Raw genomic sequence first — 14,448 nt, 5'->3', positions numbered from 1 at the left:
AACCGAGCAGGGCAAAAATGCGGTGTCGTCGCATCGGGAGACCTTCCTTGGTGTTCAGGCAGTGGGGTGCAGTCAGCTGTCGGCGTCGACGGCAACCGGTGCCATCTTTCGCCATGGCGCCAACACTGCCGGATCCTGCAGACACCGGAGCCCCGCGGTTCGATGACAACATCGCTAACCGCGACGCACTTCGCGTCGCCCTCGCCGCTCTACCTGAGGACTTTCGGGCCGCGTTGGTGCTGCGCGAGTTCGGCGACCTGAGCTACGTCGACATCGCCGAACACCAAGGCATCGGTATCGCGACCGTCAAATCCCGGCTCAACCGAGCCCGCACCCAACTACTGGCACAGCTCGCGGCCACGTCCGACCGGTAACAGATTCCTGACGGCGGCGAGCGCAACGCGATGAATCCTCGAGAGGTCAAATTCCGCGCGCTGTGTGAGGCCTCGCAAGACCAGTGGGCGTTGATTACCACCGGACAGTGCCATCGCCTCGGGATCAATCGCCAGGACATCGCCCAATTTCACCACCGCGGGACACTGACCACCGTGCTGCGCGGGGTGTACCTCGCCCACGACGGGGCCCGAGATACCCACCCCCATGATGATCCGGTGATTATGGCCCGCGCCGGGTGGCTAGCACTTGGCCCCACCCAGTGGCACGCGACCGTCGCAGACAGTCCCGGCCCGATCAGTGGTCGCACACTCCACCGCCCTAACCGTGCTGGGCATCGCCGCAGCCCAGCAGACCCGACCCGAGCTCCTCATGTCCAAACAGGCCCGCAAAAGTCACAACGGAGTGCTGGTGATCGAGTCCACCCATCATTTGGACTGGCACCACAATGCCCTAGTTAATGGCTTACCCGTACAAACGATTCCAGCTGCGATCGCCGGCCTCATCAACAGCCGCCAAAACCCGCCCGATCTGGAATACGTGGCCGCAGCACTACACACTTGCCTCTCGGCGGGGATCGAGCACGACACCCTCCTCGACACCGTCGCAAACGCCGCAGCCCGTCACTCTGTCCGCCACATCGATATCCGACAAATGCTGGTGGAGTTCGCCGTTCAAGCCGGGCTCGACAGAAATCAGGCAAGCAGCGCGCTGCTATCAGACCGATGGAATCAGAGACTTTCGGCGCAGCAACTACAGGTCGCCGTCCGCGCAGTTCTCGACGAGATCGCCGACGCGTGCACCGGAGTTATCTCGGCCACCGAAGTTCTCAACCACTTAGCCTCCGTTACCGATCCGACCGACCCACGCCGACTCGTGCGTTGCGCAGTACCCGACTGCGCAAACCGGCCGTGGCACACCGGGCTGTGCCCCGTACATACACGCGCACGCAAGCGCACGATCGCCACGACAACTCCTCCCATCGCCACCAGGTCTGGCCACGGCCTATACGGGATCCTCGACGACGACGGCGAGACGGTCGCCTGCCATGAATGCGGCGCTCGAATGCGCCAACTCACCGCCAGCCATCTCGCCACCCACGACCTCACCACCGAGGACTACAAAAACGACCCACGGCATCGACCGCTCAGTGGGGCTAATCGCCAGCAACACCCACGCAACCTACGCCGACCGCGCCCATCGCACCGGGGCCACCGAACGAATCAAAGCAGCTCAGGGGCTATCACCACGATCGTCACCGCAGCGCAAAGTCCGGGGTTCGCCGCCCTGCGCCCTTTAAACTGCCGACGTCGACCCCGGTGCCGCGTAGAGACCTCAAATCAAGCCTCTCGCCGGGACTGTTTCTTAATCGGTGTTTTGGCCCGACACGCTGGGTGAATGCTCAGCGGGAAGGGTGCCGTGATGACGACACTAGATGATGTGACGAAGAAGAAATCGACACCACCGTCGGCCGAGGAGGCGGCGGCAGCTGAGCTGGTGCGGTTGGCGAAGGAGCAGGGCCTGTCGTTGACGGGTCCGGATGGGCTGCTCAAGCAGTTCACCAAAACGGTCCTGGAAACCGCGCTGAACGAGGAGATGACCGAGCACCTCGGGCACGACAAGAACCAAGCCAAGCCCGATCGGGAGTCAACAAATATCCGCAACGGGACCCGGCCGAAAACGGTGCTGACCGAGTCCACCGGCCAGGTACCGATCGAAGTCCCCAGAGACCGCGAAGGCACCTTCGAACCGCAGATCGTCAAGAAACGACAGCGCCGACTCAACGGCGTGGATGAGATCGTTTTATCGTTGTACGCCAAGGGTTTAACGACCGGTGAGATCAGCGCGCACTTCGCGGAAATCTACGGCGCATCGGTCTCGAAGGAGACCATCTCGCGGATCACCGACAAGGTGATCGAGGAGATGCAGGACTGGTCCGCGCGGCCGCTCGATGAGGTGTACGCGGCGATTTTCATCGACGCCATCGTCGTCAAAGTCCGCGACGGCCAGGTCGCGAACAGGCCGATCTACGCCGCCATCGGGGTGAGTCTGGACGGCCGCCGCGACGTACTCGGGTTGTGGGCCGGCACCGGTGGCGAGGGCGCCAAGTTCTGGATGAGCGTGCTCACCGACATCCGCAACCGCGGCACCAAGGACGTGTTCTTCCTGGTCTGCGACGGTCTCAAAGGACTGCCGGAGGTGGTGGAGAACGTCTGGCCGGCCACCACCGTCCAAACATGTGTCGTGCACTTAATCCGCAACACCTTTCGGCTCTCGGCACGGCAGCACTGGGACGCGCTCAAACGGGAACTGAAGCCGATCTACACAGCACCGAGCGAGCCCGCCGCCCGAGCTGCTTTCGACGACCTGGCCGAGAACTGGGGCACACGGTATCCGGCGATCATCCGGATGTGGAACAACGCCTGGCCAGAGTTCATCCCGTTCCTCGACTACGACACCGAGATACGGCGAGTCTTGTGCTCTACCAACGCTATCGAGTCTCTGAATGCGCGGTACCGGCGTGCGGTGAAAGCACGAGGTCATTTCCCCAGCGAGCAGGCCGCGTTGAAATGTTTGTACCTGGTGACCCGTTCGCTGGACCCGACCGGCAGAGGTCAGGCACGATGGATCACACGGTGGAAGCCCGCTCTGAACGCTTTCGCGATCACCTTCGCGGACCGTTGGCCCGGATCAGAAACCTACTAATGGAAAACGGCCGAAACACCGTTAACGGGATAGTCCCCTCTCGCCTTTAACTGACATATTCATTGTTGGCGGTTGACCCGAGGTGACACTGTTTCGGCCGTTTCTGCTCCGCGCGGTATCGCGGCAAACGTAGAGTCTGTGGGTGGAGGCGGAGTGCAGAAACAAGGGGGCAGACTCATGAGCATGGGTATCAGTTGTCGCGCGATCGGTGCCGGGATCGTTGCGGTGGCGGGGGCTACCGGCCTGGTGTTGGGTGCTGGACCCGGCGCTGCCGCGCCCGACACCGGTTCTGCCGGTGCGGGCAGTGCCGACCTGGCGCTCGCTATTTCCTCGGCTTTCGACGCCTGCTACCTGACGATCACCAACAACGGCCCCGACACCGCGCACAACGTTATCGCCGGGCCCAGCAGCCTGGCCGCGCTCGTAGCGGGTGGGCCACCGCAATACCTCGGCACTCTGCCCGCCGGCCAATCGCGCACCGAAACCTTTAACGGGTGCGGCTTTATCCACGGGGTGCCTCTGACGTACTCGGTGCTATCAACCAGCGCCGATCCCGACTCGTCGAATAATGTCATCTCCTACTAGATCCGGTGTTGTGGAGTCCAGTTCGCGCGACGGGGGTAAGGCCGAGATCCTGGCGCTGGTGTGCAACTCGCTCGACCAGGACGATGGAAAGGGCGCGCGAGCCCTACTGAGGAGTCGGTACCCGTTCATGCCGGTGGCCAAGGTGGCCCGCAGGTACACGGATCGGGACTGTATGCGGGTGTTCTTCCGGGACGGGTTCGTTGACCGGTATACCGGGACTCAACTGGTTCATCCGGGGGCGTTGCGGCTGCTGTCGATTGTGCTGCCAGATGAGTTCCCGTTCCACCGAAACTGGGACACGAGCAAGACCCACTTCGCTTTCTATGAACTGTTTCCCACAGTTGACCACCTTGTGCCGGTAGCTCGCGGAGGGCTCGATACCGCCTCGAACTGGGTGACTACTTCGATGCTGCGGAATTCGGCCAAGGCGCAGTGGACGCTCGAGGAGCTGGGGTGGTCATTGGTGCCGCCCGGTGACCTTGCTGCATGGGACGGATTGACCGAATGGTTTGTCTCGTATCTGACTGCTCATCCGGCGTTGCAAAGGGAGAATAAGTACCTACAGCAATGGTTTACAGCGACTGTTTCCGTGCAATCCAACGGGTGAGTAGCCTGTCGGCTGATTGCCGTCGAAGTGCCTGCGTGCCGGGTGGCAGCGACGACGACTACTGTCGGTTCAATGCGTAGTGCGGAGCCTCAGTCATGGCAGCTTGGCCACTATGACAGCGTGCCGAAACACATCCTGGTCGCGGCTGGCGATACCGATCTGGAGACGGTCATCGCCGACGCTGACACCTCAATGATCATCAGCGGTCTCCTCGACCGGGCCCCAACCGAGCAATGGCGAATCGTTCGCGACGACACTCTGACTCACGGACGTGCTACGCGGCGCGAAGTGTGGGCAGCTCCTGCGGGCGATGGCACCTGGTGGGTGCTCACCGCGACGCATGTCGAGGGTGTGCGCCGTATCGGGATCGATCCCGATACGCGCACACCACTGCCCTCACGCAAGGACCGACGCGCAGGTCTCGAACTTGAATGGGCAAGTACAGCAACTACACTCACCGAGTCCGATGTGCTGCGACACGAGTTCGAGTTTGTCCTGCGAAACACCAGCGAGGACGCCTGGCTCAACATCGCGGGCGACATCAGTTCGATCACCATCGTGACTAGTGTCGAGCCACGCTTCTACGTCGAAGTCGGCGACGAACGACAACTCCCGACGCTGCCAGCCGGCGCCTCGGTCCCCATTCTCAGTCGCATCAGCGAGCCCTTGTCAGTGGGAACGTACCAAGCAACGGCAATCCTCACGGCACTCAACCTTGCCACGTCGTCGGCCGCCACACTGACAGTCGTCGCCGGCTGCGTGCAGCGATAACCACGCAGCGGCCTAGTCCGTGGTTGGCGATGACAGACAAGTTGGGGGAGTGCTCGTGCCAGCGTTGGCAACATATTCGCTCCGACTGGCCGTCGATGGCGCTCAATTCCTTGTCCGCGGAAGCGAACCCGAAGACAACTTCGACGACGTGCTCCTCTCGCGCGCGACGCAGGCACCGCCGAGCCATAGCGACACCGTCTCGATGCTGGTTCTCACTCCGCACCAAAACAACTTCGACACCGCAGTCGACGTCGAGGTGTGGGGCCAACGACCAGAAGACGATCGTGTCCAGTGGCAGCAGGTCAGCGAGGGACCCCTCACTGTGGACAGCAATGAGGTCCTGCACATCGACTCACCCATGTCTAACCCAGCCACGTGCCCGGTCCCGGCGGGACGCTACATCGTGGAAGTGAGCGGCCGGGGCTTCATCACCTACGGATGGCCGGGATCCACAGAGCCCGGAGATGTGTGGAGGCTTCGTCTGTGGCCTGACGATGGAACGCAACTGCGGGCACCGAAACTGTGGAACAAGCCCGATACCCCGGTCACGGATCCTGCGGGCATGGTCTCAGAACCGTTGCTATACGGGACGATAACCGCGCAGACAGGGAAGCCGGGGCTCGTCACAGTGGCAACGGAACCCGAGTTCACACCATTGCAGATCACCACCAACCCGACCGTTGCCGCGATCCACACTTTCGCGGGAAGCAACTACCTGTACGCCGCAGACCCTGAGCTCGTCACCGCAATCGTCGAGCGAGACCCTGAGTCGCAGCGGCATATCGCCGTCTGGGCGGCCGGGCAAGCCTGCACCAACACCAAGCTGATGGACACGCAGTGGATTCGTGACGCACTCGCCGGCGCGGCCCAGAACCAACCCGTCGATCTCGAGGACCACTACGAACGCATCCGCGAGGAACCCGACCCGACACAGCCCCAGTGGCGAGGTCTCGCGTTGTTCAGCTACCCCACCCTCCACCGGGCACTCACCAAACCGTTCGCCTACAGCGACTCCCACCCGCGTCACCATGCAGCGTTCGCTGTCGCCGCCATCGCAGCCACCGGCCAGGCACCAGCGCTTCGCGCCGCAGTAGAAGCCCTCCATCAAGCATGCATGGCATCCGGCGACAAAGACACCGAACTACGCGGGCACCTACGCAAACTCATCCTCTAAGCCGTTCGATCACACACGACCGCCATGCACAAACTCCTTGTAGGTGACCGCGCACGGCAAACAAGAAGGCCCACCAGCGCGCGTTGTCACGTTTACTTGACATAACGATAATTATTGGTAGCGGCACAACAGTTCTACCGAGAGTCCTGGGTGCCAAGTTAACCTCGGTTTGGCTACCTCACGACGGCCCGCAACCGCCGCAATCCCGACGACTCTGTACCGCGACGCTGCGTCAGCACTATCGCACTACGACCAATAGCCCTCCTGGTCAGCCGCGTAACGACCGACGTCCATATCACACCGGTGGATCGTTTCGTCCAGCCCACGAAGGGGACCTGCCGCGACTCAACCCGAAAACCGCGTGGCAGAACACCTTTAGTCGCGCGTGAAGAGGGGCCTGAACCCCTGATACTCGACTGTTCGACGGACCTCAAACAGTAAGTGAGCACGCTCAATGGTCCGCACTGCCGTGCCACTGAGGTTTGAAACCAGGCGGTAGTTCGGAGAGGTCTCGGCTCGGTGCAGCGTCGGGCCGATTTGCTCGCTGTTCGACGTGGGCATCAGTCCGACAGTCGCCCAGCTAAGTCCGTGTGAAAACCCCGACGCCACCCGCCAGGCCAGGAGTAGCGATGCGGGCTCACCCGCAAGATCGTCGATGCCCTTCAGCAGCGGCGTGTAGTCAGGAAATTTGCACTTTCCCCGAGGGGACCCTGAGTCAGCCACCATCTTTTTAATCCCGGCATCGCGATCCGAATCCTCGCTGTCGGCTCCCGACTTCTCGCGAAGCTCCTCCGGAACCATGAACGCTGCCGCCTTCGCGTTGTTCGTATCGTGAATGTGCATGCCAACCAGTCGCTGCAACCTTATTTTCCGGTCGTCTGGCTCCAGTAGCCAAACGACCGCCGCCGCCGACTCGATCACCGCCCGTAGTAGCGCAAATGGAGCGTAGAAGTGCGTACCGCCGCTCACCAGATCGCGAACTCCCGCGAGGTAATCAACGGCCACTTTGAGGCGCCGGGTCGCAAGGGTATCCGCAAACAAATCGGGGATCTGTTCTCGATCACCGGCAAGATCACTCAAGGGTTCGACCGAGTACGGGTCATCCTGCGACTCGATACGTTCAAGCACAGATTCCGCTCGGTTCATTCGCGCCAAAATCTGCCTGCGCCAGTGGTCGTCATCGGGTAGTGGTTCCGGCGTCATCACCACAGGATGCACGAGTTACCCGAGACATGAAGGCGGCGCTGATCCGTCGGTCATAAAGATCTGCACGGTGACACACCGCCCGGAGGCGGGGCCGGTGTGCCACCTGACGAGGATATCGCTTGCGTGCAATATTGCCTTGAGGTAATATAGAGGTGTGTTGATCGACTGGTCGGGCGAACTTGACGCCTATTTGGATCGGCTAGAAGAGGCCGCCAAAACCGACCCCGAGCAGCGGAAACGCCTGGATTTGATCCTGGCGGAATTGAAGGTGCTCGACGAGCTCACCGAGCCGCCGACCGAGGAGACGGCGACATTGAAGCGGGTACGCCAGTCCCGTCGGTTTCCGGTCTGGCGGGTGGCGCACCCGTTCCGCGAGGGCATCGCGGTCAGGTTGATCGTGTGGTTTACCGACGACAACCGGGCGGTGGTTGCGCTGTTTGCCGGCGACAAGGCGCGGATGGGGGACGTGTTCTACGACAGCGTCGGCCCGCGTGCCGACGCTGCGGTACAGGCATGGTTGATGCAGACCAAGGACGAGGAGGTGATCGGTGATGGCTGAACGTTTCGTGCGGGGTAACGACCGGCTTGCCCGAATGCTGGAGGATCCAGCAACGACCGAGCGCGTGACAGCGATTCGGGTCGAGATGGACCAGGCCGACCGAGCCCACGCAATGGGGTTAGCGGCGGTGCGCCAAGCAGCGCACCTGACACAGACCGAACTCGCAAACCGCATGGGTATCAAGCAAGCCGCGGTGTCGGGATTGGAGTCACGAGGCGACGTTCTGCTGTCCACGCTCGCGAACTACCTCACCGCAGCCGGCGCCACCGACATCACGCTGAGCGCGGTCCTCGGTGACCGACGGATCGAGGTTGCGCTCCCTGAGGTTGCAAGCGATCGACCATAGAAAAGACCTGATGTGACATGGCGCGGCTCGGAAAGGGAGAAGTGGCGACCGACACTTCCTGGAATAGCATTAAAATCGAGCTTCGTGAATGTCCGTACTCTCTTCCCGACGACCAGGCCGTCGAGGAGTGTGTCGCTCTACTTCTGGCGCGCGAAGCGGGGTTGCGGCGGGGGATCGCATCAGCCGCAGCCAAGTTGCAGCAGCGGGGGCTCGATCAGCAAGTTGACCGGTTGCAGAAGGATCGTGAAATTCACGAAAGCAACGCGATCGAGTTCGCGGGAGCGTCCTCCCTCAAGGAAACATCAGAGATTCTAATCTCACCGGCAGCGACGGAAGCTCTAGATGCACTTTCCCGTGGAATGCTCGCCACCGCGATAACGCGCGAACCAAAGCAACTCGACATCCTAGGTCTTAACAATGCGCGGGTTCTCGCGCAAAATATCTTACGTGGAATGGAAAGTGGGAGGCCGCTGACCGAAGTTGATATCCGCGACCTGCATCGTCACACCGTTCCAGGTAAATCTTTTGCAGGTCGCTACAAAGATCTTCCAAACGAGATATCGGGATCTGACCACACACCACCCCTGCCCGAAGATATCCCAGTGGCAATGCAACAGCTTGTAGCCTGGGTGAATAGAAGCGAAAGCATCCCCGCCTCACTACTTGCGTCGATTACCCACGCTTGGTTTGCCAACCTTCATCCCTTCGATGATGGCAACGGACGGGTGGCACGCCTCCTGGTCAACCTCATACTTGCGCGTCACCGCCTACCTCCGGTGATCATCGACCATCGCGCTCGCCGCGACGACTACATTGACGCACTGGCTCTTAGCGACGAGGCCGGAGACATCTTTCCACTAACTAAGCTCCTCTACGAATCGCAAAAGAAGTTCGTAAAGGAGATTAACCGGCCAGCGTATCTACGAAAGCTTGTCGACGAGTTCGTATCCGAGAACGATGCGAGTCGTTTCAGGCGATGGACATCAGCGCAAGACAGATTCATGCTCGCCCTGTCTGCGCAGCTGGCCCAACGCAAGATGTCGCTGGTTCTCAATCGCGATGTGGATGCTCTCACCTTCAAAAGGCTCGTGCAGAGGATTTACCACGAGGAGCGTTGGATCGCCACGGTATACGGCACCGACCCAGAAAGAGATCCACAGATAAGGGTCGGAATAACCGTCCCCCCGGCAGACGTGTTCGACGCGTTGGACACCAAGGAACGGTATCCGGGGATGTTTTTCCAAATCCGCATGCCCGACGACCGCCAAGATGCCCTTCGCAACATCTGGTTCGGAAGTGACTTCCGCGGAATCAGGTCTGTCGCTGTTCGCCCCGGGCCGCCTTCCCGGATCTACATTAGCTACGACGGATCCCCGTCGCGGCTTCAGTGGGGCCTCGAAGAGGATGCGGCAGAAACCGTCGCATCAGCGATGGGCGCCGAACTGCTAGCAGTACCTCGCAAACACCGATACAGCCACGCGCGCCGATCACTGTGGTAGCGACGTGGCGCTAGATGAGGCAATGCGTGCGCATCGCACGGGCGGCCGGAATGAATCTGAAACACTCGGGCCACCAGGCGTTTCGGCTCCTTAGCCTGACATAATCTATATCCGGCAGTTGGTGTGGCGGCGAACGAGTGCCCAGCTAATTACGTGTACTCGCCCGGCACATCGCTTGCTGACATCGCGCCGGGTTCCGCAGTCACCATCGCCGGCCACCTGCAAGTCGCCGGCGGAGAGGCACTGACACCCGGGAGGTACTCACTCACCGCACAACTCAATTCACTGGGACTGACCACATTAAGCAACGCTCGACTTCGAATCGTCCCGTGAACTTCTCGACAGGACGCCTATGACTCCGTCGACCACCGACACATACGCGCGCCAGAGGCCCTACCAGCGAATTGTCAAGCTTACTTGACATAAGGTATCTTATCGGCGTGACAGATTGCGCCACAGCGCATTTCGTCACCAGTGACGAGAGGCGACCGGGCTCTATAACGCCGCTGCTGGCTTCCAGATGACCGCTTCGTTGCGGATCGTCGGTTTCCATCCATCGAGTGGGGTTCTGTTTGTGATGCTCGCCCTCACGGCGGCGAGCATGTCGTCGATGGATGACCATTTCGGGCCAGCCTGGTCGGCGTCGTTGCGGTCGTAGGCACGGATGCAGCCGTGATGGTCGCCGGGCCGGATGTCGCAAAAGTAGTAGTAGCTGTCGGCCCCGCTGATCGGGATGTATTCAGGAATGAAGGCGTCTACACGGCTACCTGCCGTCGGGTGGCGTGCAACTATGTTGCCGTATCCACCTGGGCGAAAATCATTGTCGCCATTCGCGATAGCCGCCCAGCGCTCGATCATCATCGCGTGATCGGAAGCGACTCGGTCGACGCCGAAGAGCTCGTGCGCGGGAAGGATCGAGCCGGGAATTGCGTCTACGCAGCCCTCGGCTTCACCGTTGTGAAGCGCGTAGAACTCGTGCAGCTGCGCCGGCCAGGCCACGCCAATCGACAATTCGGCCGATGGCGGAGGCCTGCGGGATCTCCTACGACATCCTGGCGTGGACGTCGGAGTGGTATGTGCGGGAGGAGACGTTGCGGGCGGCGAACCTGGCGCTCGTCGACTACCACCGAAGGTTGCCGCTCACCAGCGCTTTCGGTGCCGGAACCCTGTCCTCGTCGGACGGGCAGCGGTTCCCGACCCGCGGCAAGTCGGTCACCGCCAGAGCGCTGAGCCGCTACTTCGCCAACGAGGGGCTGTCGCCATATACCCACGTCACCGATCAGCACGCCACCTACGGCACCAAGGTGATCGTCGCCACCCGCCGGGAAGCGCACTATGTGCTCGACGAGATCCTCGGCAACGCAACGGATCTGCCGATCACCGAGCACGCGACCGACACCCACGGGGTCACCCTGGTGAACTTCGGGCTGTTCGATCTGCTCGGGCTCCAGCTCTCGCCGCGGATCCGGGACCTGGGCCGGATCACCCTGTACCGGCCGGGCCCGCGGGCCGAGATCGAGGCCGGTTCCCGCACACGGGGCCGCTGCTGACGCGGAAGCTGAACCTCGACCTGATCGCCGAGCACTACGACGACCTGCTGCGGCTGGCCGGATCGCTGAAGTTCGGACACGCCACAGCGTCCCTGCTGGTCGGCAAGCTGTCCGCGTCGGGGCGGCAGAACGCCCTCGCGGCGGCGCTCAAGGAGTACGGGGCGCTGCGGCGCACCATCTATGCCGCCCGGTATCTGTCCGACCCAGACTATCGGCGCAAGATCGCCCGCCAGCTCAACAAGGGCGAATCCCTGCACGCGCTGCGCCGTGACCTGCTCTACGCCCACGAAGGGACCGTGCGGGCGCGGCACCTCGAGGGCCAGACCGAACAGGCGTGGTGCCTGACCTTGGCCACCAACGCCGTCATCGCGTGGACCACAGAGTATTACGGACTCGCGGTCGAGCAGATGCGCCGCGGCGGGCGGCGCATCGACGACGAGGTGCTGGCCCACCTTTCCCCGGCGCACAGCGAGAACATCAACTTCTTCGGCGCCATCGAGGTCGACATCGACGCCGAACTGGCCCAGCTCGGCCCCACCGGGTACCGGCCGCTGCGGGTCCGCGACACCTTGTTCTGACCGCCGGCTACCACCGTCGGGGAGGGTGCTGGGGGCATAGCCGGGCACATCTGTGGCCTGGTTGTGTCAGCAGCAGCGTGGTGGTTCGGTGGCGATGAGGACGCGGTCGCTGATCGGGCGCAGTTGGGCGTAGGCGTCGGCGACGGGCAGCACGAGCCCGGAGGGGTGCCGGCCCTGCCAGTCGGCGGCCGCCACGGCGGTGGCGAAGTAGTGGCCGGGGTTGCAGGTGGTGGCGCGGACCCGGGTCGGGTCGAGTTCGTCGGGGCCGGGTACGGAGATGACCGTGGTGGCCGGGTCGAGGCCGCGGACCCCGGAGGCCGGGTCGACGGTCAGCGCGATGGTGGTTCCGGTTGCGGCGCAGTTGGATTCGACGGTGGCGGGGCGGCCGATGATGGCGGGGAACAGCAGGGTGTCGGCGGCGCACCAGGTGTAGAGCTGGTGGCCGTCGACGGCGAACCGGTGCGGGGTCGGATTGAGGGTCAGGCCCCAGCCGAGGATGCGGTGCTGGTCGTCGTATTCGATGTCCGCGGCGGCGGGCGCGTTCTCGACGTCGGCGACGTCGGCGCCGACGGCGGCAGCGAGCTGTTCGATGGTGATCGGTTCACCGGCCGCGAGCAGCCGCATCGCGATGCCCATCAGGTTCGTTCCCGCGTTGGCGGTGGAGTCGAACAGCGTGTCGACGATGGTGGTGGCGAACGGGTTGGTCGTCATCGGCGGTGTCCTCTCGGAGCATGTTGTCGCGGGTGTGGGATCGAGTGTCGGGCTTGCCACCGCATGGAAGGTCAAGCGCCGCAGCCGCATGTCCTCGGATCCGGCTCCACGGCGAGGCGGCGGCCCGGTCGTGGCGGGTCGCCCCGGGTCAACGCGTCGTGGTGGCGGTGTTCGAACTCGTCGATGCGGTGGCGCTGCCCGTCGAGGTCGCGGATGCGGGCCTCGATCCGGGTCCGGGAGCGGGCCAGCAGTTCGGCCAGCTGCGGTCCGACCGGCCAGGCGGCGTCGTCGCAGGTGGCGGCGAGCTGACGGATTTCGGCCTCGCTCAGGCCCAGGGCGCGCAGGGTGGTGATGACCCCGACGCACCACAGCGCGTGTTCGTCGAAGAGCCGGTATCCGGCCCGGCTGCGGCCGAGGCCGTAGATCAGGCCCAGGTCGTGGTGGCGGCGCAGTACCTTCGCCGGCACCCCGGTGCGGCGGGCCAGGTCTCCGATGGTCATCACCGGCGTGTTCATGACGGCTCCGGTCCGGTCCTCAGCCCGCGCAGCAGGACAGCTTGGTGACGTCGGCCGTGAAGGTTTGGGCGGTGAGTTTCAGCGTCTCCGCCATGGTCAGATACGGCGCCCAGGTGCGGGCGAGCTGGTCGAGGGTCATGCCCGCGGTGATCGCGTACCCGGCGGCGGTGATCAGATCCCCCGCGCCCTCGGCGACGGCGTGCACGCCCAGCACCCGCCCGGTCCCGGCCTCGGCGACGAGTTTGACCACACCACGGGTGTCCCGGTTGACCAGGGCCCGCGGCACGCTCGCACCGGTGAGCAGCCGCGACTCGGTCCGTATTCCGGCTGCGGTGGCTTGGGCGTCGGTGTGGCCGACCGCGGCGATGGCCGGGCTGGTGAATGTCACCCGCGGTAGCGCCGTGTAGTCCAGGGTGCGGCCGGCGTGCCCGAGGGCGTTGTCGGCGGCGAGTGTGCCCTGGGCCGCCGCGACGTACACGAATTGGGGGCCGCCGGCCACGTCGCCCGCAGCCCAGATCCGCGGGTTGCTGCTGCGCTGATGGGCGTCGACGACGACGGCGCCGCGGTCGTCGGTGCGTACCCCGACCGCCACCAGATTCAGCCCGGGGGTGTTGGGGCGGCGGCCGGTGGCGATGAGCAGCTGGGCGGACCGCAGTTCGGTGGTGGCCCCGTCGGCGGTGCGGACGGTGACGAGTTTCTCGCCGCCCTCGGCCAGTGCCTTGTCGAGGGTGGCGCCGGTAAGCACGGTGATGGCTTCGTCGGCGAACACCTGCTCGATGGCCCGGGAGATCTCGGGTTCCTCGAACGGCGCCAGCCGCTCGAGGGCCTCGATCACCGTGACCCGGGTGCCGAGCCGGGCGAACAACTGTGCCTGTTCAAGACCGATGGCATTGCCGCCCACCACGATCAGCGACCCCGGTAGGACGTCGAGCTCCATCGCGGTGGTCGAGGTCAGATACCCTACGTCCGCGAGCCCGTCGGTCGGCGGCGCCCACGGCGCGGCGCCGGTCGCGATCAGGTACTGGTCGGCGTCGATCACCCGCGAGCCACCGGCGCCCTGCTCGACCCGCAGCACCGGTGCGTCGGTGGTACCGGCGAAGACGGCGGTTCCCGAGACGATCTCCCAGCCGTAGTCGGCGGCCAGGTCGAGGTACTTCGCGCCGCGAAGATGGTCGACCAGCGCGTTCTTGCCCGCGATCAGCTCGGCGAAATCCACCGGTGTCCCGGCCCCGGCCAGCCCCGGGAACC

16 protein-coding genes and 1 pseudogene are annotated in these 14,448 nt (G+C 63.6%); 11 read left to right on the top strand and 6 right to left on the bottom strand.

Translation table 11 applies throughout. From position 1 onward, the window contains the following. Positions 1-113: 113 nt before the first annotated feature. Together W823_RS59085 and W823_RS59730 are read left to right on the top strand one after the other, a co-directional pair. The gene (locus W823_RS59085) at positions 114-374 is read left to right on the top strand and encodes a sigma factor-like helix-turn-helix DNA-binding protein (protein ID WP_369792662.1); all 261 of its coding nucleotides are present in this window, start codon (positions 114-116) and stop codon (positions 372-374) included. A 30-nt stretch (positions 375-404) separates the two neighbouring features. After that, positions 405-854 (top strand): type IV toxin-antitoxin system AbiEi family antitoxin domain-containing protein, encoded by a 450-nt coding sequence (locus tag W823_RS59730; RefSeq protein ID WP_369792661.1) that lies wholly within the window; start codon positions 405-407, stop codon positions 852-854. A 544-nt stretch (positions 855-1,398) separates the two neighbouring features. On the opposite strand, the gene W823_RS59370 is transcribed toward W823_RS59730, so the two are convergent. Then, positions 1,399-1,533: a hypothetical protein gene (locus tag W823_RS59370; protein WP_255326362.1), complete on the bottom strand. Its 135-nt coding sequence runs from the start codon at positions 1,531-1,533 to the stop codon at positions 1,399-1,401. A gap of 282 nt (positions 1,534-1,815) precedes the next feature. Between W823_RS59370 and W823_RS51750 the strand changes: the two genes are divergently transcribed. The 5 genes from W823_RS51750 to W823_RS57900 all read left to right on the top strand — a co-directional run bounded on the left by W823_RS51750 (position 1,816) and on the right by W823_RS57900 (position 6,236). Continuing rightward, positions 1,816-3,099 carry an IS256 family transposase gene (locus W823_RS51750; RefSeq protein ID WP_031331253.1) on the top strand — a complete coding sequence of 428 codons (1,284 nt, stop codon included), beginning with the start codon at positions 1,816-1,818 and terminating at the stop codon, positions 3,097-3,099. Between the two features lie 177 nt (positions 3,100-3,276). Then, entirely contained in the window at positions 3,277-3,684 is a 408-nt protein-coding gene (locus W823_RS51745) for a hypothetical protein (RefSeq protein ID WP_116916773.1), read from the top strand. A gap of 127 nt (positions 3,685-3,811) precedes the next feature. Next, positions 3,812-4,291, top strand: a complete 480-nt coding sequence (locus tag W823_RS51740) for an HNH endonuclease (protein ID WP_369792660.1) — start codon at positions 3,812-3,814, stop codon at positions 4,289-4,291. A gap of 120 nt (positions 4,292-4,411) precedes the next feature. Further along, on the top strand, positions 4,412-5,062 hold the full coding sequence (locus W823_RS51735) for a hypothetical protein (RefSeq protein ID WP_023961777.1): 651 nt from the start codon (positions 4,412-4,414) through the stop codon (positions 5,060-5,062). Between the two features lie 55 nt (positions 5,063-5,117). Then, complete coding sequence (locus W823_RS57900; RefSeq protein WP_133248777.1) at positions 5,118-6,236, top strand: hypothetical protein; 1,119 nt, start codon at positions 5,118-5,120, stop codon at positions 6,234-6,236. A 375-nt stretch (positions 6,237-6,611) separates the two neighbouring features. Here W823_RS57900 and W823_RS0130495 read toward each other — a convergent pair whose 3' ends face one another. Continuing rightward, positions 6,612-7,439, bottom strand: coding sequence for a hypothetical protein (locus W823_RS0130495; protein WP_031333196.1), 828 nt, complete (start codon positions 7,437-7,439; stop codon positions 6,612-6,614). A gap of 157 nt (positions 7,440-7,596) precedes the next feature. On the opposite strand from W823_RS0130495, the gene W823_RS51730 reads away from it, so the two are divergent. From W823_RS51730 to W823_RS56860, 3 genes are read left to right on the top strand one after another with little or no spacing between them, the layout of a single operon-like run. After that, positions 7,597-8,001: a hypothetical protein gene (locus tag W823_RS51730; RefSeq protein WP_023961772.1), complete on the top strand. Its 405-nt coding sequence runs from the start codon at positions 7,597-7,599 to the stop codon at positions 7,999-8,001. After that, on the top strand, positions 7,994-8,347 hold the full coding sequence (locus W823_RS51725; RefSeq protein ID WP_023961770.1) for a helix-turn-helix domain-containing protein: 354 nt from the start codon (positions 7,994-7,996) through the stop codon (positions 8,345-8,347). The genes W823_RS51730 and W823_RS51725 overlap by 8 nt, the downstream gene beginning before the upstream one ends. 41 nt (positions 8,348-8,388) lie before the next feature. After that, complete coding sequence (locus tag W823_RS56860) at positions 8,389-9,846, top strand: Fic family protein (RefSeq protein ID WP_161634041.1); 1,458 nt, start codon at positions 8,389-8,391, stop codon at positions 9,844-9,846. A 495-nt stretch (positions 9,847-10,341) separates the two neighbouring features. On the opposite strand, the gene W823_RS51715 is transcribed toward W823_RS56860, so the two are convergent. Further along, positions 10,342-10,857, bottom strand: a complete 516-nt coding sequence (locus W823_RS51715) for an SMI1/KNR4 family protein (RefSeq protein ID WP_116918048.1) — start codon at positions 10,855-10,857, stop codon at positions 10,342-10,344. 8 nt (positions 10,858-10,865) lie between these two features. Between W823_RS51715 and W823_RS59725 the strand changes: the two are divergent. Then, positions 10,866-11,974: pseudogene (locus W823_RS59725) on the top strand (transposase); the annotation flags it as partial. A gap of 66 nt (positions 11,975-12,040) precedes the next feature. On the opposite strand, the gene merB reads toward W823_RS59725, so the two are convergent. From merB to merA, 3 genes are all read right to left on the bottom strand, one after another. After that, positions 12,041-12,685: an organomercurial lyase MerB gene (merB, locus tag W823_RS51705; protein ID WP_023961760.1), complete on the bottom strand. Its 645-nt coding sequence runs from the start codon at positions 12,683-12,685 to the stop codon at positions 12,041-12,043. Between the two features lie 71 nt (positions 12,686-12,756). Beyond that, complete coding sequence (locus W823_RS0130475) at positions 12,757-13,185, bottom strand: MerR family transcriptional regulator (protein WP_023961758.1); 429 nt, start codon at positions 13,183-13,185, stop codon at positions 12,757-12,759. 34 nt (positions 13,186-13,219) lie between these two features. After that, positions 13,220-14,448: mercury(II) reductase (merA, locus tag W823_RS51700; protein WP_023961756.1), on the bottom strand; the 1,229-nt coding region annotated here is incomplete at its 5' end.

The organism is Williamsia sp. D3, from assembly GCF_000506245.1.
In the GTDB taxonomy this organism is placed as follows: Bacteria; Actinomycetota; Actinomycetes; order Mycobacteriales; family Mycobacteriaceae; genus Williamsia; species Williamsia muralis.
The sequence above is the reverse complement of the archived record's forward strand: the minus strand, read 5'-3'. Positions and strand labels throughout refer to the sequence as shown.

Coding starts and splice junctions, on each gene's coding strand:
- W823_RS59085 (WP_369792662.1), top strand. CDS start 114: ATGGCGCCAACACTGCCGGATCCTGCAGACACCGGAGCCCCGCGGTTC.
- W823_RS59730 (WP_369792661.1), top strand. CDS start 405: ATGAATCCTCGAGAGGTCAAATTCCGCGCGCTGTGTGAGGCCTCGCAA.
- W823_RS59370 (WP_255326362.1), bottom strand. CDS start 1,533: ATGCCGTGGGTCGTTTTTGTAGTCCTCGGTGGTGAGGTCGTGGGTGGC.
- W823_RS51750 (WP_031331253.1), top strand. CDS start 1,816: ATGACGACACTAGATGATGTGACGAAGAAGAAATCGACACCACCGTCG.
- W823_RS51745 (WP_116916773.1), top strand. CDS start 3,277: ATGAGCATGGGTATCAGTTGTCGCGCGATCGGTGCCGGGATCGTTGCG.
- W823_RS51740 (WP_369792660.1), top strand. CDS start 3,812: ATGCCGGTGGCCAAGGTGGCCCGCAGGTACACGGATCGGGACTGTATG.
- W823_RS0130495 (WP_031333196.1), bottom strand. CDS start 7,439: ATGACGCCGGAACCACTACCCGATGACGACCACTGGCGCAGGCAGATT.
- W823_RS51725 (WP_023961770.1), top strand. CDS start 7,994: ATGGCTGAACGTTTCGTGCGGGGTAACGACCGGCTTGCCCGAATGCTG.
- merB (WP_023961760.1), bottom strand. CDS start 12,685: ATGACGACCAACCCGTTCGCCACCACCATCGTCGACACGCTGTTCGAC.
- W823_RS0130475 (WP_023961758.1), bottom strand. CDS start 13,185: ATGACCATCGGAGACCTGGCCCGCCGCACCGGGGTGCCGGCGAAGGTA.